Annotated in this window: 27 protein-coding genes; 8 read left to right on the top strand and 19 right to left on the bottom strand. The window is 64.9% G+C overall.

Going from position 1 to position 16,455, the window contains the following annotated elements:
• Positions 1-52 precede the first annotated feature (52 nt).
• The 10 genes from tnpC to leuC form a co-directional block, all read right to left on the bottom strand.
• Complete coding sequence (tnpC, locus tag D2V17_RS09440; RefSeq protein WP_119592683.1) at positions 53-1,693, bottom strand: IS66 family transposase; 1,641 nt, start codon at positions 1,691-1,693, stop codon at positions 53-55.
• A gap of 60 nt (positions 1,694-1,753) precedes the next feature.
• Positions 1,754-2,095 carry an IS66 family insertion sequence element accessory protein TnpB gene (gene tnpB, locus D2V17_RS09435; protein ID WP_119592682.1) on the bottom strand — a complete coding sequence of 114 codons (342 nt, stop codon included), beginning with the start codon at positions 2,093-2,095 and terminating at the stop codon, positions 1,754-1,756.
• On the bottom strand, positions 2,092-2,469 hold the full coding sequence (gene tnpA / locus D2V17_RS09430) for an IS66-like element accessory protein TnpA (RefSeq protein WP_066843951.1): 378 nt from the start codon (positions 2,467-2,469) through the stop codon (positions 2,092-2,094). The genes tnpB and tnpA overlap by 4 nt, the downstream gene beginning before the upstream one ends.
• 432 nt (positions 2,470-2,901) lie before the next feature.
• Positions 2,902-3,231, bottom strand: coding sequence for a Grx4 family monothiol glutaredoxin (grxD, locus tag D2V17_RS09425; RefSeq protein ID WP_119592732.1), 330 nt, complete (start codon positions 3,229-3,231; stop codon positions 2,902-2,904).
• 33 nt (positions 3,232-3,264) lie between these two features.
• Positions 3,265-3,498 carry a BolA/IbaG family iron-sulfur metabolism protein gene (locus D2V17_RS09420; RefSeq protein ID WP_119592731.1) on the bottom strand — a complete coding sequence of 78 codons (234 nt, stop codon included), beginning with the start codon at positions 3,496-3,498 and terminating at the stop codon, positions 3,265-3,267.
• Positions 3,499-3,509: 11 nt separating this feature from the next.
• On the bottom strand, positions 3,510-3,833 hold the full coding sequence (locus tag D2V17_RS09415) for a DUF1476 domain-containing protein (protein ID WP_119592730.1): 324 nt from the start codon (positions 3,831-3,833) through the stop codon (positions 3,510-3,512).
• Positions 3,834-3,857: 24 nt separating this feature from the next.
• Positions 3,858-4,460, bottom strand: coding sequence for a 3-isopropylmalate dehydratase small subunit (leuD, locus tag D2V17_RS09410; RefSeq protein WP_119592729.1), 603 nt, complete (start codon positions 4,458-4,460; stop codon positions 3,858-3,860).
• A complete protein-coding gene (locus D2V17_RS09405; RefSeq protein ID WP_119592728.1) occupies positions 4,460-4,627 on the bottom strand; it encodes an isopropylmalate isomerase in 168 nt (55 codons plus the stop codon). The genes leuD and D2V17_RS09405 overlap by 1 nt, the downstream gene beginning before the upstream one ends.
• A gap of 40 nt (positions 4,628-4,667) precedes the next feature.
• The gene (locus D2V17_RS09400; protein ID WP_119592727.1) at positions 4,668-5,165 is read right to left on the bottom strand and encodes a DNA-deoxyinosine glycosylase; all 498 of its coding nucleotides are present in this window, start codon (positions 5,163-5,165) and stop codon (positions 4,668-4,670) included.
• Positions 5,152-6,588 carry a 3-isopropylmalate dehydratase large subunit gene (gene leuC, locus D2V17_RS09395; RefSeq protein WP_119592726.1) on the bottom strand — a complete coding sequence of 479 codons (1,437 nt, stop codon included), beginning with the start codon at positions 6,586-6,588 and terminating at the stop codon, positions 5,152-5,154. The genes D2V17_RS09400 and leuC overlap by 14 nt, the downstream gene beginning before the upstream one ends.
• A gap of 116 nt (positions 6,589-6,704) precedes the next feature.
• Between leuC and D2V17_RS09390 the strand changes: the two genes are divergently transcribed.
• Together D2V17_RS09390 and D2V17_RS09385 are read left to right on the top strand one after the other, a co-directional pair.
• Positions 6,705-7,130, top strand: coding sequence for an acyl-CoA thioesterase (locus D2V17_RS09390; RefSeq protein ID WP_119592725.1), 426 nt, complete (start codon positions 6,705-6,707; stop codon positions 7,128-7,130).
• Between the two features lie 47 nt (positions 7,131-7,177).
• Positions 7,178-7,714, top strand: a complete 537-nt coding sequence (locus tag D2V17_RS09385) for a sterol desaturase family protein (RefSeq protein WP_119592724.1) — start codon at positions 7,178-7,180, stop codon at positions 7,712-7,714.
• A gap of 151 nt (positions 7,715-7,865) precedes the next feature.
• On the opposite strand, the gene D2V17_RS09380 is transcribed toward D2V17_RS09385, so the two are convergent.
• The 9 genes from D2V17_RS09380 to D2V17_RS21320 form a co-directional block, all read right to left on the bottom strand.
• The gene (locus D2V17_RS09380; RefSeq protein WP_119592723.1) at positions 7,866-8,219 is read right to left on the bottom strand and encodes a YbaN family protein; all 354 of its coding nucleotides are present in this window, start codon (positions 8,217-8,219) and stop codon (positions 7,866-7,868) included.
• A 1-nt stretch (position 8,220) separates the two neighbouring features.
• The gene (locus D2V17_RS09375) at positions 8,221-8,628 is read right to left on the bottom strand and encodes a SufE family protein (protein WP_119592722.1); all 408 of its coding nucleotides are present in this window, start codon (positions 8,626-8,628) and stop codon (positions 8,221-8,223) included.
• Positions 8,629-8,768: 140 nt separating this feature from the next.
• A complete protein-coding gene (locus D2V17_RS09370; RefSeq protein WP_119592734.1) occupies positions 8,769-8,993 on the bottom strand; it encodes a hypothetical protein in 225 nt (74 codons plus the stop codon).
• Positions 8,994-9,001: 8 nt separating this feature from the next.
• Complete coding sequence (locus D2V17_RS09365) at positions 9,002-9,286, bottom strand: hypothetical protein (RefSeq protein ID WP_119592721.1); 285 nt, start codon at positions 9,284-9,286, stop codon at positions 9,002-9,004.
• Positions 9,283-9,606: a hypothetical protein gene (locus D2V17_RS09360; RefSeq protein ID WP_245978646.1), complete on the bottom strand. Its 324-nt coding sequence runs from the start codon at positions 9,604-9,606 to the stop codon at positions 9,283-9,285. The genes D2V17_RS09365 and D2V17_RS09360 overlap by 4 nt, the downstream gene beginning before the upstream one ends.
• Positions 9,607-9,643: 37 nt before the next feature.
• On the bottom strand, positions 9,644-10,021 hold the full coding sequence (gene pspC / locus D2V17_RS09355) for an envelope stress response membrane protein PspC (protein WP_119592720.1): 378 nt from the start codon (positions 10,019-10,021) through the stop codon (positions 9,644-9,646).
• On the bottom strand, positions 10,018-10,323 hold the full coding sequence (gene pspB, locus D2V17_RS09350; protein WP_119592719.1) for an envelope stress response membrane protein PspB: 306 nt from the start codon (positions 10,321-10,323) through the stop codon (positions 10,018-10,020). Before pspB ends, pspC begins: the two co-directional genes overlap by 4 nt.
• A 3-nt stretch (positions 10,324-10,326) precedes the next feature.
• A complete protein-coding gene (gene pspA / locus D2V17_RS09345) occupies positions 10,327-11,157 on the bottom strand; it encodes a phage shock protein PspA (protein ID WP_119592718.1) in 831 nt (276 codons plus the stop codon).
• The gene (locus D2V17_RS21320; RefSeq protein WP_191229140.1) at positions 11,154-11,309 is read right to left on the bottom strand and encodes a hypothetical protein; all 156 of its coding nucleotides are present in this window, start codon (positions 11,307-11,309) and stop codon (positions 11,154-11,156) included. The genes pspA and D2V17_RS21320 overlap by 4 nt, the downstream gene beginning before the upstream one ends.
• A gap of 151 nt (positions 11,310-11,460) precedes the next feature.
• On the opposite strand from D2V17_RS21320, the gene pspF reads away from it, so the two are divergent.
• From pspF to D2V17_RS09315, 6 genes are all read left to right on the top strand, one after another.
• A complete protein-coding gene (gene pspF / locus D2V17_RS09340) occupies positions 11,461-12,483 on the top strand; it encodes a phage shock protein operon transcriptional activator (RefSeq protein ID WP_119592717.1) in 1,023 nt (340 codons plus the stop codon).
• Between the two features lie 130 nt (positions 12,484-12,613).
• Positions 12,614-13,021: a hypothetical protein gene (locus D2V17_RS09335; RefSeq protein WP_147367319.1), complete on the top strand. Its 408-nt coding sequence runs from the start codon at positions 12,614-12,616 to the stop codon at positions 13,019-13,021.
• A gap of 163 nt (positions 13,022-13,184) precedes the next feature.
• Complete coding sequence (rimP, locus tag D2V17_RS09330; RefSeq protein ID WP_119592715.1) at positions 13,185-13,736, top strand: ribosome maturation protein RimP; 552 nt, start codon at positions 13,185-13,187, stop codon at positions 13,734-13,736.
• Positions 13,737-13,904: 168 nt separating this feature from the next.
• On the top strand, positions 13,905-15,557 hold the full coding sequence (nusA, locus tag D2V17_RS09325; protein ID WP_119592714.1) for a transcription termination factor NusA: 1,653 nt from the start codon (positions 13,905-13,907) through the stop codon (positions 15,555-15,557).
• Positions 15,538-16,275, top strand: coding sequence for a DUF448 domain-containing protein (locus D2V17_RS09320; RefSeq protein WP_119592713.1), 738 nt, complete (start codon positions 15,538-15,540; stop codon positions 16,273-16,275). The genes nusA and D2V17_RS09320 overlap by 20 nt, the downstream gene beginning before the upstream one ends.
• A gap of 22 nt (positions 16,276-16,297) precedes the next feature.
• Positions 16,298-16,455, top strand: a 158-nt coding sequence (locus D2V17_RS09315; RefSeq protein WP_147367317.1) for a translation initiation factor IF-2 associated domain-containing protein, incomplete at its 3' end; no start/stop codon positions are given.

The raw sequence follows: 16,455 nt of genomic DNA, 5'->3' as shown, positions 1-16,455 counted from the left end.
GTATCCGTCCGGTGAAGGCCGCAGCGTGATGCCGACCGGAGTGTAGGTCGGGTTACGCGGCGATCGCGTTCGGACGGGGCGCCCAGTTCCAGGGCAGGAGTTCGTCGAGCCGGGTGGCAGGATGATCGGCGATGCGTGCGAGGACATCAGCAAGCCATGCCTGCGGATCGACGTCGCCCAGCTTCGCGGTCTGGATCAGGGTGTAGATGATGGCGGCGCGTTGCCCGCCACGATCGGATCCGCAGAACAGCCATGCCTTGCGGCCAAGCGGGATGCAGCGCAGCGCGCGCTCGGCGGCGTTGTTGGTGAGGCAGATGCGGCCATCGTCGAGGAAGCGGGTGAACGCATCCCAGCGCTTCAGCATGTAGAAGCAGGCCTTGGTGAGGTCATGACCGCGCGATAGCTTGGCGACCTGCGCGGTAAGCCAGGTGTGGAGCTCGGCCATCAGCGGCGCGCTGAGTTCCTGACGGACTGCGAGCCGCTCGGCAGGACTCTTGCCGTTGATGCCGCGCTCGATGTCGAACAGGGCGTCGAGACGCTGCACGGCTTCGAGCGCGATCGGATAGATGCTGCCGCGCTGGCCGCGGCTCTTCTTGCGGGCTGAGCTCAGGACATCGGCGAGCTCGAAGAACTTGCGCCTCGCATGAGCAAAGCAGCCCGCTTCCAGCACGGGACCGGGGGCGCGGTCCCCGCGATAGAGATCGTTGTAGCCACTATAGGCATCGGCCTGCAGGATGCCGGACCATGCCGCGAGATGGGCTTGCGGGTGCTCGCCGCGCCGATCGCGCGAATAGTGGAACAGGGCAGCTGGAGGATCGGTGCCTGCAAAGGGACGATCATCGCGTACGTAAACCCATAATCGCGCCGTATCGGTCTTGCCCTTCGCCATGACCGGCACGGTGGTATCGTCACCGTGGATCCGGTTTGCAGCCAGAACATGCGTCTCGATGAGCTTGTAGATCGGAATCAGCGCATGGGCAGCTGCCCCGACCTGATCGGCAAGAGTCGAGAGGCTGAGCGGCACGCCTTCGCGGGCAAACCGCTCGGCCTGGCGGTTGAGGGGCTGGTGCTGTCCATACTTCTCGAACAGGAGCATCGCGAGGAAGCTGGGTCCGGCCCATCCGCGGGGCACCACATGGAAGGGCGCGGGGGCCTGCGCGATCTTCTCGCAGTCGCGGCACGAGAACTTCTCGCGCACCGTCTGGATCACCTTCCACGAGCGCGGGATCACCTCGAGTGTCTCGGTGACGTCCTCGCCGAGCTTCGAGAGCCGATCCCCACCGCATGCCGGGCAGGAACAGGGCGCAGGCACCACGACGCGCTCGCGCGGCAGATGCTCGGGGAACGGCTTCCTTGCCGGGCGCTTGCGCTCGAAGGCGGTGACCGTGGCGGTCTTGGCCGCCGCTCCCTCGGCGATCAGGTCGTCTTCGGCGGCATCAGCCTCGAGCTCTTCGAGCTGCAGCTCCATCTGGTCGAGCAGACGGCGGCTGCGTTCGGCGCTGGGGCCATACTGCTCGCGCTTGAGCTTGGCGATCTGCAGCTTGAGGTGAGCGATCAGCGCCTCGATGGCGCTCTGGTGGGCCATGGCGTTGGCAAGCTTGGCCTCTGCCTCATCGGCCTTGCGGGCCATCGCCGCCACCAGCGCCTTGAGCGCTTCAACGTCGTCCGGAAGGGGCGAAATGGCGGCTTCCATAGACCGGAGTGAATCATCATCCACCCTCTGCTGCAAGGGCAAAACACCGCCTCGCGCCGATTATCCGGCGCTCTGTGGCCGCCATGTATACTGCGGGTTGCGCCAGTCGATCCCCTCCAGCAGGCAGGCCAGCTGCGAGGGGGTCAGCGACACCGTTCCCTCAGTCGCTGAGGGCCATACGAACCGGCCCTTCTCTAGCCGCTTGGCGTAGAGCGACATGCCGATCCCGTCGTGCCAGATGATCTTGATCAGCGAGCCTGCGCGGCCACGGAACACGAACAGATCGCCGCCGTGCGGATTACGCTTGAGACCCTGCTGCACCAGCAGCGCCAGGCCCTGCATGCCCTTGCGCATATCCGTGTGGCCGAGCGCGATCCACACCCGCGCGCCCGAAGGGATCATCGCAGCCCCTTCAGCGCCGCAGCGACCAGGGCCGGCGGTGCCGCCGCGAAAATGCTCAGCCGCTTGCCGCGCGGCAGGTCGATGATCATCGCGGGGTGCTCGGCAGCGCCGGCCGCCATCACATCTTCGTCGATCACCGCTTCGGCGAACACCGGCGTCGGAAGTGCCTCGGGCAGCTCTGCTTCCCGCTCCACGCCTGCATCGAGCAACTTGCGCCGCCAGGTGTAGATCAGCGCCGAAGAAATATCGTGCCGTCGGCACACCTGGGCAACGCACGCGCCCGGCGCGAAAGCCTCGGACAGGATCTGCAGCCGCTCCTCATCGCTCCACCGCCGCCGCCGCTCCGGCCCCGAAAACACCGTCACCTGACCCATCGACCACTCCTAAGCGCGCTCACAAGAGCACGCTTAAGAGCGCTCGATACCTATCCACGCAAGGCGGCCCTCGCCGGAGGGGTACGACAATGAAGGCATTTGTCGGGATTTTTGACAGCCTCGCCCCTCGTTAACTTTTTGCGAACCATCGGGTGGCGCCAGATTGGCGGCTTCGCAAAAACTGGCACGCGCCGTGCTCTTAATAAGGCGTACCTTTCGAGGTCTTCCTTAGAGGCGGGGTCGATCCCCCCACCGGTCCCAACCTGTCTCCCGGCCCCGCCTCACCCGGACATTCCCGAAGCTCCCCGGCAACGCTGCAATCAGGTGCGGCCGGGCCAAAGCCGTGGCGCATACGAAAATCCGCCGCCGGACATGAGCCCGGCAGCGGATCAGAGCGTGCATAGCGCCCCTCGCAAGGGGCCGGGCAACTGGTCAGGAGGCCTTGGCGACCTGCTTTTCGTCGAGCAGGGCCTGCAATTCGCCCGCTTCGTACATTTCCATCATGATGTCCGAGCCGCCGACGAACTCACCCTTCACATAGAGCTGGGGAATGGTCGGCCAGTCGGAGAAAGACTTGATGCCCTGACGCACTTCCATGTCCTGCAACACGTCGACGCTGTCGAAGGCGACGTTGCAATGGTCGAGGATGGCCACCGCGCGGCTGGAAAAGCCGCACTGCGGGAACAGCGGCGTTCCCTTCATGAACAGCACGACATCGGAATCGCCGACGATCTTGGCAAGGCGGGCGTTGATATCAGACATGGGGGCACTCACTGGTAAATTTCATCATGACAATTACTTGGGCACGGCCGTGGTCACTTGCAAGGCATGCAGTTCCCCGCCCACCCGTTCACCGATTGCGGCATAGACCATCTTGTGTTGCGCCACGCGGCTCTTGCCGACGAAGGCGGCGCTGGTGACTCGCGCGTGCCAGTGGTCGTTGTCGCCCGCCAGGTCGATCATCTCGACCTCGGCATCGGGCAGGGCGGCGCGGATCAGCGCCTCGATTTCGGCTGCGGGCATTGCCATCAGCCTGGGCCTCAGCTCTCGCTCATCAGCTGGCGGCGCGCCTCGACCGACTTTTCCGCGAGCTGCGCGCGCACCGTGGCTTCGTCGACATCGCAGCCTGCCTGGATGAGGTCGCCCAGCACCTTGCGGATCACATCCTCGTCACCGGCTTCCTCGAAGTCGGCCTGAACGACCGCCTTTTTGTAGGCTTCGGTTTCCTCGGGCGTGAGGTTCATCAACTGGGCCGCCCATTCGCCGAGCAGCCGGTTGCGGCGGGCGGCGATGCGGAAGGCGGTGTTCTCGTCCATGGCGAACTTGGCCTCTTCGGCGCGCTCGCGGTCGTTAAACGTGGTCATGCGTGTGATCCTCTGATCGAAAAACTAGGCGGCCGCCTTCGTGCCGTTGGCCACCCACGGTTGTTCGCGGCGCAGGCGGCCCTCGTAGGCGCTGATTACGGCATCGCTTTGCAGCGTCAATCCGACTTCGTCGAGCCCTTCGAGCAGGCAGTTCTTGCGGAACGGATCGATCTCGAAGGTCCAGCGATCCTGAAACGGCGTGCTGACGCTCTGATTTTCGAGGTTGATGGTGATGGGATCGCTCTGGGCGACTTCCATCAGCCGGTCGACCGCCTCTTGCGGCAGGGCCACGGTGAGAATGCCGTTCTTGAAGGCGTTGCCGCTGAAAATGTCCGAGAAGCTCGGCGCGATGACTGCCTTCACGCCCATGTCGAGCAGGGCCCAGGCGGCGTGTTCGCGGCTCGATCCGCAGCCGAAGTTGTCGCCCGCGATGATAATCGGAGCACCGGCGAATTCAGGGTCGTCGAACACCGAATCGCCGTCCTTGCGCAGCGCTTCGAAAGCGCCTTCGCCAAGCCCGTCGCGGGTGATGGTCTTCAGGAAGTGGGCGGGGATGATGATGTCGGTATCGACGTTCTTCATCCCGAACGGATAGGCGCGGCCTTCGACCTCGTTCACCTGTTCCATCAGTCGGTTTCCGGTGCTTCGCCGGAGGGGAGGGCCGGGGCCTGCTCCGCCTCGTTAACCTTCTTCTTCTTGCGCGAGGTGAACAGCAGCGCCGCGGCAATAGCGGCCGAGCCGATGGCAGCGCCGGCGATGGCAGCCTTTCCGCCAGGGAGCTTGGTCTTGGTCATAATGAGGCCAAATGCGCGCGCGCGGCCGCGGTTGCAAGGGTCAGCCGACAAATTTGCGCAAGCTCATCCAGCGGCTGGCCTTTTCCGCAAGCGGCATGGCGGCATAGGCGGCACTGGAGGAGGGCAGGTCGATCAGGTCGGGTGCGGCTTGTCCGGCGAGTTGCCTGCGCCCGATCGCGGCGGCCTTCGCGCCGTTGAAGGCGAGGGCGCGCAGGTTGGGCAGGCTGGCGGCGAAGTCCGCGAGCGGGTTCGCCTCATGCGCGCGAATGGCGGTGTCGAGGCTGCCGCTGCGCTCGGCCGAGGCGACCACGTCCCACAGGCCGATGCGGTGGGCGCGCAGGGTGTCGAGCCGCGCCGCGTAGTCGCGCGAGACCAGATCGCAGGAGATCACCGCGCCGACGAGGTGCCAGAAGCCATTGCCCGGATGCGCATAATAGCGCCGCTCGGCAAGCGAGCGTTCGCCCGGCAGCGAGCCGAGGATGACGAGGCGCGTGTCGTCATCGACGACCGCGCCGAACCCGCTTTTACGCAGGCTCACGCGCCAGTTCGCGCACGTCGGTAAGGCGTCCGGTCACCGCCGCCGCCGCCGCCATGGCGGGCGAGACGAGGTGCGTACGCGCGCCCGGACCCTGCCGGCCGACGAAGTTGCGGTTGCTGGTCGAGGCCGAGCGTTCGCCCGGCGGCACCTTGTCGGGATTCATGCCGAGGCAGGCCGAGCAGCCCGGCTCGCGCCATTCCAGCCCTGCTTCGGTGAACACCTTGTCGAGCCCCTCGGCCTCGGCCTGCAGCTTCACGAGGCCCGATCCGGGCACCACGATGCCCCACTTGATGTTCGGGTGAACCTTGCGCCCGCGCAGCACTTCGGCGGCGGCGCGCATGTCCTCGATGCGGCTGTTGGTGCACGAGCCGATGAAGATGTTCTGCACCTCGACCTCGGCCAGCTTCTGACCGGGCGTGAGGCCCATGTACTCAAGGCTCGCCTGCGCCGCGCGCTGCTTGTTCGGATCGGCAAAGCTCATCGGATCGGGCACCTCGCCCGAAATGCCAACGGTGTCCTCGGGGCTGGTGCCCCAGGTGACGGTCGGCTCGATCAGGGTGGCGTCGATCACCACCGACTTGTCGAACGTTGCGCCTTCGTCGGTGTGGAGCGTCTTCCAGTAGGCGACGGCCTCGTCCCACTCGGCGCCCTTCGGGGCAAGCGGACGGTCTTTCAGATAGGCGAAGGTGGTTTCGTCGGGCGCGATCAGGCCTGCGCGTGCGCCGCCCTCAATGCTCATGTTGCAGACGGTGAGGCGCGCCTCGATGCTCATCTGCTCGAACACCTTGCCGCGATACTCGATCACGTGGCCGGTGCCGCCTGCCGTGCCGATAGTGCCGACGATGTGCATGATCAGATCCTTGGCGGTGACGCCGGGGCCGAGATCGCCTTCGACGCGCACTTCCATGGTCTTCGACTTGCGCAGCTGCAGCGTCTGCGTGGCCAGCACGTGCTCGACCTCGCTGGTGCCGATCCCGAAGGCCAGCGCGCCCACACCGCCGTGGCAGGCGGTGTGCGAATCGCCGCAGACGATGGTGGTGCCGGGCAGCGAGAAACCCTGCTCGGGCCCGACCACGTGGACGATCCCCTGCTGGGGGGAGGTGGCGCCGAAGTAGTGAATGCCGAATTCGCGGGTGTTCTCTTCCAGCGCGGTGAGCTGCTGGGCGCTCTGCGGGTCGGCGATCGGAATGCGCTTGCCCGCCGCATCGACACGCGCGGTCGTTGGCAGGTTGTGGTCGGGCACTGCCAGCGTCAGCTCGGGGCGGCGCACCTTGCGGCCCGCCTTGCGTAGCGCCTCGAAGGCCTGCGGGCTGGTCACCTCGTGGATGATATGGCGATCGATGAAGATCAGGCAGGTGCCGTCCTCGCGCTGAGCGACAACGTGGGCATCCCAGATTTTTTCGTAGAGCGTTCTGGCGGTCATAATGGGGGCAGATAGCGAGCCTTTGCCCCCCCGCCAAGTCAGCGCTCGCCAAGTCGGCGTTGGTGCGGCATAATAGACACCTTGGCAAAAGTGTCTCCGGTAGCTATTTGAAACTTATGACCGCGAACTCCCACACCATGCCGATCACCATCGAAGCCGATGACATCGACTTCATGGGGCACGTCAACAATGCCCGTTATCTGGGCTGGGTGCAGGATGTGGTGCTGGCGCACTGGCACAAGCTGGCCCCGGCGGAAGAGGCGGCGCGCATCGCATGGGTCGCGCTCAAGCACGAGATCACCTACCGCAAGCCCGCCTTTCTGGCCGACGATATCAACGCCACCACGGTGCTGGAAAAGGTCGCCGGAGCACGTGCGTTTTACAATACCGTGATCGAACGCGGTGAGGAAGTTCTGGCCGAGATCAAGAGCATGTGGTGCTGTCTTGACAAGGACAGCCTGCGCCCCTCGCGGATTGACCGCGACGTGGCCGAGCAGTGTTTCGGCCTCCCGCGCAAGCAGGATATCTACCGCGGCGAGTGACCGGCGCCTGTCTGGTAAGGCGCGGCGCGCGGGCCTATAGTCCGGCCATGACCGACATTCTCGCTCCCGTGCTCATCGTGCTGGCCACCGTCGCGTGGATGGAGTGGGTCGCCTGGGCGAGCCACAAGTACATCATGCATGGCTGGGGCTGGGGCTGGCATCGCGACCATCACGAGCCGCACGACCATGTTCTTGAACGGAACGACCTTTACGCGCTGGTTGGCGCGGCGATGAGCATTTCGATGTTTGCGCTCGGCTCGCCGCTGGTGATGGGCGAGGGGGCATGGTGGCCCGCGACGTGGATCGGGCTCGGCATCCTGTTTTACGGCATCATCTATACGCTGGTGCACGATGGGCTGGTCCACCAGCGCTATTTCCATTGGGTGCCCAAGAAGGGCTATGCCAAGCGGCTGGTGCAGGCGCACCGGCTCCACCACGCGACCGTCGGCAAGGAGGGCGGAGTGAGCTTCGGCTTCGTCTGGGCGCAGGACCCGGCGAAGTTGAAGGCCGAGTTGCGCCGCCAGCGCGAGGCGGGGATCGCCGTGGTGCGCGAAAGCGCGCAGCCAGTCGGACGCAACCTTTAGACTTTGATGACATTACCCTAGTCTGCCTTACTCCCCTCCCCTTGGGGAGGGGCTGGGGGTGGGGGCTCGACGCTGGCCCCCCCCCCATCCCAACCCTTCCCCAAGGGGAAGGGCTATGCGAGTCGATGCTCTAACGTCCCGCTCCAGGCGCTCAGGCTTCCTTGCGCGTCCACAGCCATACGGCGACGGCGGCAAGGCAGGTGAGCGGGATCAGCGCAATCGGAAAGCCTACCATGGCCGTGGTGATCGCTCCGGCAATGGCCATGGCGATCACCGCCGACTTCTTGGCCTTGCGCGAGATCGCGCGCCGCTCGCGCCAGTCGCGCAAGGGTGGGCCATAGACCTTGTGGTTCTGCATCCGCTCGGCCCATTCGGGATGGCCGCGCAGGAAGCAGTACAGCGCCGCCAGCAGAAACACGAAGCCGGGCATCAGCGGCAGCACGATGCCGATCCAGCCTAGGCAGAAGAAGAACGCTCCGGCGAGGGTCCAGAGCCGGCTGTTCATGTCAGGCGCCCGCGATCCGCGCGGCGTGTTCGCGCACCAGCGCGATCATGTTGGGGACGCCCTGCGTGCGGTTGGAGGAAAGCTGGTTCCTGAGGTCGAACGGCTCGAGTGCTGCGGCGACGTCCATCGCGGCGACTTCGGCGGCGGCCTTGTCCTGCACCGCCGAGACCACCAGCGCGACGATCCCCTTGGTGATCGCGGCGTTGCTGTCAGCGAGGAAGTGCAGTTTCTCGGCATCGCCGGTGGGATAGACCCAGACCTGCGCCGAGCACCCGCGCACCAGCGTGGCGTCGGTCTTGAGCGCGGCGGGCATTTCTTCCAGCTCGCGGCCCAGCTCGATCAGCAGGCGATAGCGTTCGTCGGCGTCGAGGAAATCGTATTCCTCGTGGATATCTTGGAGGCTTCGCATGGGCACCTGTTACCGCTCATCCTGAGCTTGTCGAAGGATTGTCTTTCGGTTTCCGCGTGTCGCTAGAAGAAAAGGCAATGCTTCGACAAGGCTCCCCTGAGCCTGTCGAAGGGCTCAGCATGAGCGGGAAGGGCGATTACTCACAAATCCACCCCGCTGGCGATGGCCTCAAGCTTGCGGATGCGCTCCTTGAGGTCGGCAATCTCGATCCGGGCCGCGCCTTCGCGCGATCCGCCGAAGTGCTCGGGCGCAATGCGTCCTGTCTCCAGCTCGCGCAGCTTGAGCGCGAGCCAGCCCTGCCACATCATCAGCGCCGCCCCGGCAAGGATCGACAGCGCCAGCACCGCACTCAGCGCGATCAGCATGGTCTCGCTCACAGCGTCTTGCTCCTTTCGTCACGCAGCTGCTCGATTTCGCGGGCGAGGCTCAGGCTTTCGCGATCCTCGGTGGCGATCCGTTCGAGCACCTTGATGCGGTCGCGCAGATCGGCGATTTCGCGCTGCATCTCGCTTTCGCGGGCACGGCTGGCACTGCCGCCCGACACCGGGTTGCCCCACATGTCGCGCACCACGCCCTGCTTGGTCTCCTGATGCTTGTTCCAGGCGGCATAGGCCATGCCGCAGATCGCCAGCAGGAAAATCATCGTCCACATGCTCATTGCACGCGCTCCTTCGTCGGCAGGTCAAGCGGGATGCCGCTGTTGTTTTCTTCCACCTTGCGCGTGTCGCGCAGGGCCTCGATCTGGGTGGCGACATTGTAGCCGCCGTCGGTCACGATGCGTTCGAGCACCCGCACCCGGTCCTCCAGCTTCTGCACCTGCGCGGCATATTGCGCGGCGCGTTCGGCGGTGTCGTTCGCGGTGGTGTGAAGCTGGAGCTCTGCGATCTTCTGTTTGTGCTTGGTCCAGACCACCACCATCGGAATGCACAGCGCGAAAATCGGGATCATCACGCCGATCAGTCCTGTCAGGTCACCCATCGTCTTATCCCCTTGAGTTTGCGTGAGGCTTGCCCGCTCAGCGCAGCCGTTCGATTTCGGCGGACAGGCGCGGGTTGCTGCTCACATAGTAGCTCTCGACCTCGGCCAGGCGGCGGTCGACGTCCTTCATTCGGGCGCGGATTTCGCGGGCGGTACGCTTCGGGCTCTGCCGGACCGACTGCCAGTAGCGGGTCTCTTCCGGCTCGACGTAGAGATAGGGCGGCTTCTGGTTCAGAATGACGCTGGCGATGACATAGGCCGGGATTGTCCACCCGCCGGTGGCAAAGGTGAGGAACACTGCGCCCATGCGCACCCAGAAGGCGTCGACGCCGGTATAGTCGGCAATCCCGGCGCAGACGCCGAACAGCTTGGCGTTCTGCTTGTCGCGGTACAGCCGTGTGCGGGGCGAGTTCATGCGCGGGTTCCTTTCTTCTCGGCGAGCATCTTTTCGAGTTCGTGCAGCTGGACATTGTCGACCTCGCGGTCGGCGTGAATGCGCGCCGGCTTGAAATCGGGGTTGTCGGAGGCGACCAGCCGTTCGACCGTGTCCATCCGTTCATCGAGGCGCTTGGCGAGCTGGTAGAGCTCTTCCAGCAGCACCTCGTCATCGGTGGTGATGGTCGCGGCGGTCTTCCACTTGGTAACGTAGTGGAGCACGATCCAGGGCAGGCCAATGAAGATCGATGCTACTGCGAAAAAGGGTATCAGATCATCCATGGCTTATCCTTCCTTGTTCGCGGCCTTGCCCAGCGCGCGCTTCAGTTCTTCCAGTTCCTCGTCGACCTTGTCGCCGCCTTCCAGCTCGGCAAATTCGTCGGCGAGTGTCTTCTTGCCCTTGCCGCCGATTTCCAGCGAATCGGCGCGGCCTTCGGCATAGTCGACCCGGCGTTCGAGCTGGTCGAACCGGGCCAGTGCCTCGTCAACGCGCTCATTCGTCATCAGGTTGCGCAGCTTGAAGCGGTTTTCCGCGCTTTCGAGGCGGGCCGCGATCTGGCTCTGGCGGCTGCGGGCTTCGCGCAGGCGGCTCTGGAGCTTGGCGATATCGGCCTCATAGGCGCGCAGGGCATCGTCGAGCACGGTGATCTCGGCCTTGAGCTGGTCGGCCATGTCGGCCGCCTTGCGCCGTTCCATCAGCGCGGCGCGGGCAAGATCCTCGCGGTCCTTGCTCAGCGCGAGCTGGGCCTTGTCGCCCCAATCGGCCTGCAACCGGTCGAGCTTCACCGTGTGGCGGTGCATTTCCTTCTGGTCGGCGATGGTGCGGGCGGCAGAGGCGCGCACTTCGACCAGCGTCTCCTCCATTTCGAGGATGATCATGCGGATCATCTTCGCCGGATCGTCTGCCTGGTCGAGCAGTTCTGAAAAGTTCGCCGCGATGATGTCGCGGGTACGAGAAAAAATTCCCATCAAGCTGTCTCCGGTAGAGATCGCACGGGCGACCGGCGTGGGAGTGGTGCGCAAACGTTCGATCTCGCGATCGAGCCGGGTGCCTATATCGGCCTTCGCGTCCTTGCTGCCAAGCACGTCGAGGTCAAAGGGCGACTTGCCGCTCATGCGAGCGCCGCCGAGGTGATCGGCACCACCATGGAGTTGGCCGAGGCGCTGGCCGGGGCGAGCGCAGTGAAGGTAACGAAGGCCACCATGGCCGCCACGCTGACGAGCGCGGCCTGACCGAGTTCGCTGGCGAAGAAGCGGGAAGGAAACATGGCGAAAACTCCTGATTGCTATACGGCCCACTTATTGCAAAGGCCGTGCCAGTTTGCGATTTACTGAAATTTCATAGGCTTGTGAAAAATGCCGCTCCAGTGTGATTGGTAATTATTGCCAAGGCTTGGGGAAATTCGCTAGAAATCGGGCATGGAGCGGGCGACGCAATTTATCGGGCAATCGAGCGCCTTTCTCGACGCGGTCGAACGGGCCAGCCGCGCTGCGCCGATGCGGCGTCCGGTGCTGGTGATCGGTGAGCGCGGAACCGGCAAGGAACTGATCGCCGAGCGCCTTCACCGCCTGTCCGACCGCTGGGAAGAGCCGCTGGTCACGATGAACTGCGCGGCCTTGCCCGAAACGCTGATCGAGGCCGAGTTGTTCGGCCACGAGGCCGGGGCCTTCACCGGCGCGACCAAGGCGCGGGCAGGGCGATTCGAGGAGGCGGACCGCGGCACGCTGTTCCTCGATGAGTTGGGCACGCTGTCGATGGGCGCGCAGGAACGGCTGTTGCGCGCGGTCGAATATGGCGAGGTGACGCGGATCGGGTCGAGTCGTCCGATGCGGGTCGACGTGCGGATTGTCGCGGCCACCAACGAGGATCTGCCCGCGCGCGCCGAGGCGGGCACCTTCCGTGCCGATCTGCTCGACCGGCTGAGCTTCGAGGTCATCACCCTGCCGCCCTTGCGGGTGCGCGAAGGCGACGTGCCGGTGCTGGCCGACTATTTCGGTCGCCGCATGGCGGCCGAGCTGGGGTGGGAGGAATGGCCCGGCTATGCCGCCCATGTGGCCGAGGCGCTGGAGGCGTTTCCCTGGCCCGGCAACGTGCGCGAGCTGCGCAATGTGGTTGAGCGGTCGGTCTATCGCTGGGACGACTGGACCAGCCCGATCGGCGATGTGATGTTCGATCCGTTCCAGTCGCCGTGGAAGCCGGTCCCGATGCGCTCGGCGATCTCGGCCCCGGCGGCGCCTGCCAGTGCGCCGGCGCCAGCGCCCGACCGATTCGACGACATCGACGATCTGCGCGCGGCGGTCGATGCGCACGAGCGGGCGATTCTCGTCCATGCGCTGGGCCGCAACCGCTGGAATCAGCGCCAGACCGCGCAGGCGCTCGGCCTCAGCTATGATCAGTTGCGCCACTGCATCCGCAAGCACGGGATCGACAAGCAGGAGTGACCGCCGGGCGTGTTTACCTCTCTGCAAACTCTATCGGTCTAGAATTCCTCCGGTCAGCCACGAAGCAGAAGGGGCGGTGCGTCAGAGTGCCGATTGCCCTTCGCTGCGAGCAGGAGCGCGAGTTCAGCCTATGAGACAGCGGATGCCCGGCCATCGCCTCGGTGCGAATCGCGAGCTGGCTAGCTCCTCCGCCTTCGGGCGACGCTTCGACCGGCCCGGCCAGCGCTCGGTCGACTGGGGCGGCCTGCTGCTTAACGCAATCGTCTATCTCGGGGCCATCTGCGTGATTGTCTGGCTGGTCCTCACCTTCACCGGAGCATCTGACGATCCTGCTGGCGATGCCCCGCAGCTTGTCAGCGCGCCTGCACCGACTGTTGCGCCGACAGTGGCTTCGCCCGGCTATTTCGAGGATGACGACGTCGTGGACGGCGATGGCTACATGTCGGACGAGGGCTCGCAAACCGCCGACTTCTGGGCATCCCGCCCCGATCCGGCCATTCCCCCGTCGCAGGATCCGCTGACGCGCCCGCATTACTGAACCGCCGTTTGGCGGTGGGCGGAAACTTGCCCATTGCATTTTCGCCGGGTCTGGCCTATTTGCCGTCTCATCCCGACATTGTCGTGACATGGTTTGGATGCTGGCGCCTTCGGGGGCCGGCCCGAAAGCCCATGCTGCGATGCGATTCTGATGGAAAGTCTGTTTGTCCGATCTTACCCGCCTGATCTCGATCATCGAACCTGAAGCTGCAACGCTCGGCTTCGAACTGGTGCGCGTGCGGATGGCCGGCTCGGGTGAAGAGCGCACCTTGCAGATCATGGCCGAGGACCCCGCCACCGGGCAGATGGTCGTGGAGCAGTGCGCCACGCTGTCGCGCGCCATTTCCAACCGCATTGACGCGATTGAGGAAGAAGAGGGCGAGCTGATCGAAGGTGCCTATATGCTGGAAGTGTCCAGCCCCGGCATCGACCGTCCGCTCACCCGCGCGAAGGACTATGCCAACTGGGCCGGGCACGAGGCGCGGATCTCGCTGGTCGAGAAGATCGGCGATCATCGCAAGCTCAAGGGCGAGCTGCTCGGGATCGAGGGCGAGACCGTCACGATCCGGGATAACAAGGCCGGCGAGATTGCGGTTGCGCTGGCAAACATTCATTCGGCCCAGCTCGAACTGACCGACAAGCTTATCGCCGCCACCCTCCCGCTCGATGCGGAAGGCGCGGACGAATTCGAAGAAGACGCGGTTGTAGAAGAATAGGTAACACCAGGTCCGCTCATCCTGAGCCTGTCGAAGGATTGCTTTTCCTTCGTGTGCGCGGGATCGAAATTAAAGGGCGGCCCTTCGACAAGCTCAGGGCGAGCGGGTCTTGGTTTAATCAGGTGGGCTCCCGAGCGGGGCTGTGAAGGAAGAAGGTAGACAGGAAAGATGGCCAGTCCGATTTCCGCCAACAAGGCCGAGCTGCTCGCAATCGCCAATGCGGTCGCGTCCGAGAAGATGATCGACAAGGCGATCGTCATCGAGGCCATGGAAGAGGCGATCCAGAAGTCCGCCCGTAACCGTTATGGTGCGGAAAACGACATTCGCGCCAAGCTCGACCCGATGACCGGCGACCTGCGCCTGTGGCGCGTGGTCGAGGTGGTGGAAGAGGTCGAGGACTACTTCAAGCAGGTCGATCTCGCCCAGGCCGAGAAGCTCGAGCCGGGCAGCAAGGTGGGCGACTTCATCGTCGATCCGCTGCCGCCGGTCGACCTTGGCCGCATCGACGCGCAGAGCGCCAAGCAGGTGATCTTCCAGAAGGTCCGCGATGCCGAGCGCGAGCGTCAGTATGAAGAGTTCAAGGATCGTGCGGGCGAAGTCATCACCGGCGTGATCAAGTCGGTCGAGTTCGGCCATGTGATCGTCAACCTCGGCCGCGCCGAGGGCGTGATCCGCCGCGACCAGCAGATCCCGCGTGAGGCCGCCCGTGTCGGCGAGCGGGTGCGGGCGCTGATCATGAAGGTGGAGCGTAACAACCGCGGTCCGCAGATCTTCCTCAGCCGCGCGCACCCCGAGTTCATGAAGAAGCTGTTCGCGCAGGAAGTGCCCGAGATTTACGACGGCATCATCCAGATCAAGGCCGCCGCCCGCGATCCGGGCAGCCGCGCCAAGATCGGTGTGATTTCGCACGACAGCTCGATCGACCCGGTTGGCGCCTGCGTCGGCATGAAGGGCAGCCGCGTGCAGGCTGTCGTGCAGGAGCTGCAGGGCGAGAAGATCGACATCATTCCGTGGTCGGAAGATACCGCCACCTTCGTCGTCAACGCATTGCAGCCCGCCACCGTGGCGCGCGTGGTGCTCGACGAGGAAGAGGGCCGGATCGAGGTGGTCGTGCCTGACGATCAGCTCAGCCTCGCGATTGGCCGGCGCGGCCAGAACGTGCGGCTGGCCTCGCAGCTGACCGAAAGCCAGATCGACATCATGACCGAGGAAGAAGCCTCGGAGAAGCGCAGCAAGGAATTTGCCGAGCGCTCCAAGATGTTCGAGGAAGAGCTGGACGTCGACGAGACGCTGTCGCAGCTGCTGGTGGCCGAAGGCTTCACCGAGCTGGAAGAAGTCGCCTATGTCGAGCTGTCAGAGCTGGCCATGATCGAAGGCTTCGACGAGGAGCTGGCCGAAGAGCTGCAGAGCCGCGCGCTCGAAGCGATCGAGCGGCAGGTCGAAGCCTATCGCGCAGCCCGCAAGGAGCTGGGCGTGGACGATGCTCTCGCCGAAATCCCGCACCTCACCGAGGAAATGCTGGTGGTGCTCGGCAAGGCCGGGATCACCACGCTCGATGACCTGGCCGATCTCGCCACCGACGAGCTGATCGCGAAGAAGCGCGAAGCGCCGCGTCGCCGCCAGAACGCCGATGGCCCGCCGCTGCGTCGCCCGCAGCGCGAGCAGGACAAGGGCGGTGTGCTCGGCACCTTCGGTCTGACCGAAGAGCAGGGCAACGAGATCATCATGGCGGCCCGCGCGCACTGGTTCGAAGACGAAGAACCGGCCAAGGCTGAGCCCGCCCAAGCTGAGGAGGCCGCTGATGCGGAATCCTCACAATGAACCGCTAGGGTCCGACAGCTCTGACGCGTGCGCTTCCGGTAATTCCGGGAGCGAACGCCGCTGCATCCTGACCGGTGAGACCGGCGGGCGCGACGATCTCGTGCGCCTCGCCATCTCGCCGGAAGGGCTGGTGCTGCCCGACGCCCATGCCAAGGCGCCGGGACGCGGCGCATGGCTCGGCACCTCGCGCACGGCGCTCGAAGAGGCGATGGCCAGCGGCAAGCTGAAGGGAGCGCTGGCGCGCGCGTTCAAGGGCGCGCCGCTTGAAATTCCCGCCGGGCTTCCCGACATGATCGAGCAGGCGTTGATAAAAGCGCTGACCGACCGGCTGGGTCTGGAAATGCGCGCCGGGCGCGTGGTTCTGGGCTCCGATCGCATCACCAACGAGGCGCGTTCGGGCGCGATTGCTGCGCTTTATCATGCGCGCGATGCGAGCGACGATGGTTGCCGCAAGCTCGATCAGGCCTACCGCGTCGGGCTCGATGCGGTGGGCTCGGGAATTGTTGGAGACAGGCTACCACTGGACCGGCTAGCCCTGTCTGTGGCATTGGGCCGCGAGAATGTCGTCCATCTGGCACTGGCCGATCGCAAATCGGCCGGGCGAGTCGCGGTTCCGCTGGGGCGTTTGCAAACCTATCTGGGCGCCGCCACGGCGGCCAAGAACGGCGGGCAGGGGGAAGCGATCGGCGCTGACCCCGAAGCCGCCGCGAATATGTGATTTGAAGGAATAGTCGAGGCTTATGAGCGATAACGAAGACACACCGAAGCGCGAACGCAAGCCCCTGGGGCTTAAGCGCTCGGTCGAAGCGGGCGAGGTCAAGCAGACCTTCAGCCACGGACGCACCAACAAGGTGGTGGTCGAGGTAAAGCAGCGCCGTAAGCTGGTGAAGCCGGGCGA

The organism is Aurantiacibacter xanthus, assembly GCF_003584015.1.
GTDB classification, from domain to species: domain Bacteria; phylum Pseudomonadota; class Alphaproteobacteria; order Sphingomonadales; family Sphingomonadaceae; genus Alteraurantiacibacter; species Alteraurantiacibacter xanthus.
This window is presented reverse-complemented; position numbering and strand designations above follow the sequence as displayed.

Bases quoted from the DNA above. Each gene is read 5' to 3' on its own strand.
- D2V17_RS09415 (WP_119592730.1), bottom strand. From the start codon at position 3,833: ATGACCACGTTTAACGACCGCGAGCGCGCCGAAGAGGCCAAGTTCGCC.
- D2V17_RS21320 (WP_191229140.1), bottom strand. From the start codon at position 11,309: ATGTTTCCTTCCCGCTTCTTCGCCAGCGAACTCGGTCAGGCCGCGCTC.
- D2V17_RS09335 (WP_147367319.1), top strand. From the start codon at position 12,614: ATGAGACAGCGGATGCCCGGCCATCGCCTCGGTGCGAATCGCGAGCTG.
- leuC (WP_119592726.1), bottom strand. From the start codon at position 6,588: ATGACCGCCAGAACGCTCTACGAAAAAATCTGGGATGCCCACGTTGTC.
- D2V17_RS09365 (WP_119592721.1), bottom strand. From the start codon at position 9,286: ATGAGCATGTGGACGATGATTTTCCTGCTGGCGATCTGCGGCATGGCC.
- leuD (WP_119592729.1), bottom strand. From the start codon at position 4,460: ATGGAACAGGTGAACGAGGTCGAAGGCCGCGCCTATCCGTTCGGGATG.
- D2V17_RS09375 (WP_119592722.1), bottom strand. From the start codon at position 8,628: ATGCGAAGCCTCCAAGATATCCACGAGGAATACGATTTCCTCGACGCC.
- D2V17_RS09385 (WP_119592724.1), top strand. From the start codon at position 7,178: ATGACCGACATTCTCGCTCCCGTGCTCATCGTGCTGGCCACCGTCGCG.
- D2V17_RS09370 (WP_119592734.1), bottom strand. From the start codon at position 8,993: ATGCTGATCGCGCTGAGTGCGGTGCTGGCGCTGTCGATCCTTGCCGGG.
- D2V17_RS09320 (WP_119592713.1), top strand. From the start codon at position 15,538: ATGCGGAATCCTCACAATGAACCGCTAGGGTCCGACAGCTCTGACGCG.
- pspF (WP_119592717.1), top strand. From the start codon at position 11,461: ATGGAGCGGGCGACGCAATTTATCGGGCAATCGAGCGCCTTTCTCGAC.
- nusA (WP_119592714.1), top strand. From the start codon at position 13,905: ATGGCCAGTCCGATTTCCGCCAACAAGGCCGAGCTGCTCGCAATCGCC.
- grxD (WP_119592732.1), bottom strand. From the start codon at position 3,231: ATGTCTGATATCAACGCCCGCCTTGCCAAGATCGTCGGCGATTCCGAT.
- pspB (WP_119592719.1), bottom strand. From the start codon at position 10,323: ATGGATGATCTGATACCCTTTTTCGCAGTAGCATCGATCTTCATTGGC.
- D2V17_RS09380 (WP_119592723.1), bottom strand. From the start codon at position 8,219: ATGAACAGCCGGCTCTGGACCCTCGCCGGAGCGTTCTTCTTCTGCCTA.
- tnpC (WP_119592683.1), bottom strand. From the start codon at position 1,693: ATGGAAGCCGCCATTTCGCCCCTTCCGGACGACGTTGAAGCGCTCAAG.
- pspA (WP_119592718.1), bottom strand. From the start codon at position 11,157: ATGAGCGGCAAGTCGCCCTTTGACCTCGACGTGCTTGGCAGCAAGGAC.
- D2V17_RS09360 (WP_245978646.1), bottom strand. From the start codon at position 9,606: ATGGGTGACCTGACAGGACTGATCGGCGTGATGATCCCGATTTTCGCG.
- tnpA (WP_066843951.1), bottom strand. From the start codon at position 2,469: ATGGGTCAGGTGACGGTGTTTTCGGGGCCGGAGCGGCGGCGGCGGTGG.
- tnpB (WP_119592682.1), bottom strand. From the start codon at position 2,095: ATGATCCCTTCGGGCGCGCGGGTGTGGATCGCGCTCGGCCACACGGAT.
- D2V17_RS09405 (WP_119592728.1), bottom strand. From the start codon at position 4,627: ATGACCAAGACCAAGCTCCCTGGCGGAAAGGCTGCCATCGCCGGCGCT.
- D2V17_RS09390 (WP_119592725.1), top strand. From the start codon at position 6,705: ATGACCGCGAACTCCCACACCATGCCGATCACCATCGAAGCCGATGAC.
- pspC (WP_119592720.1), bottom strand. From the start codon at position 10,021: ATGAACTCGCCCCGCACACGGCTGTACCGCGACAAGCAGAACGCCAAG.
- D2V17_RS09420 (WP_119592731.1), bottom strand. From the start codon at position 3,498: ATGGCAATGCCCGCAGCCGAAATCGAGGCGCTGATCCGCGCCGCCCTG.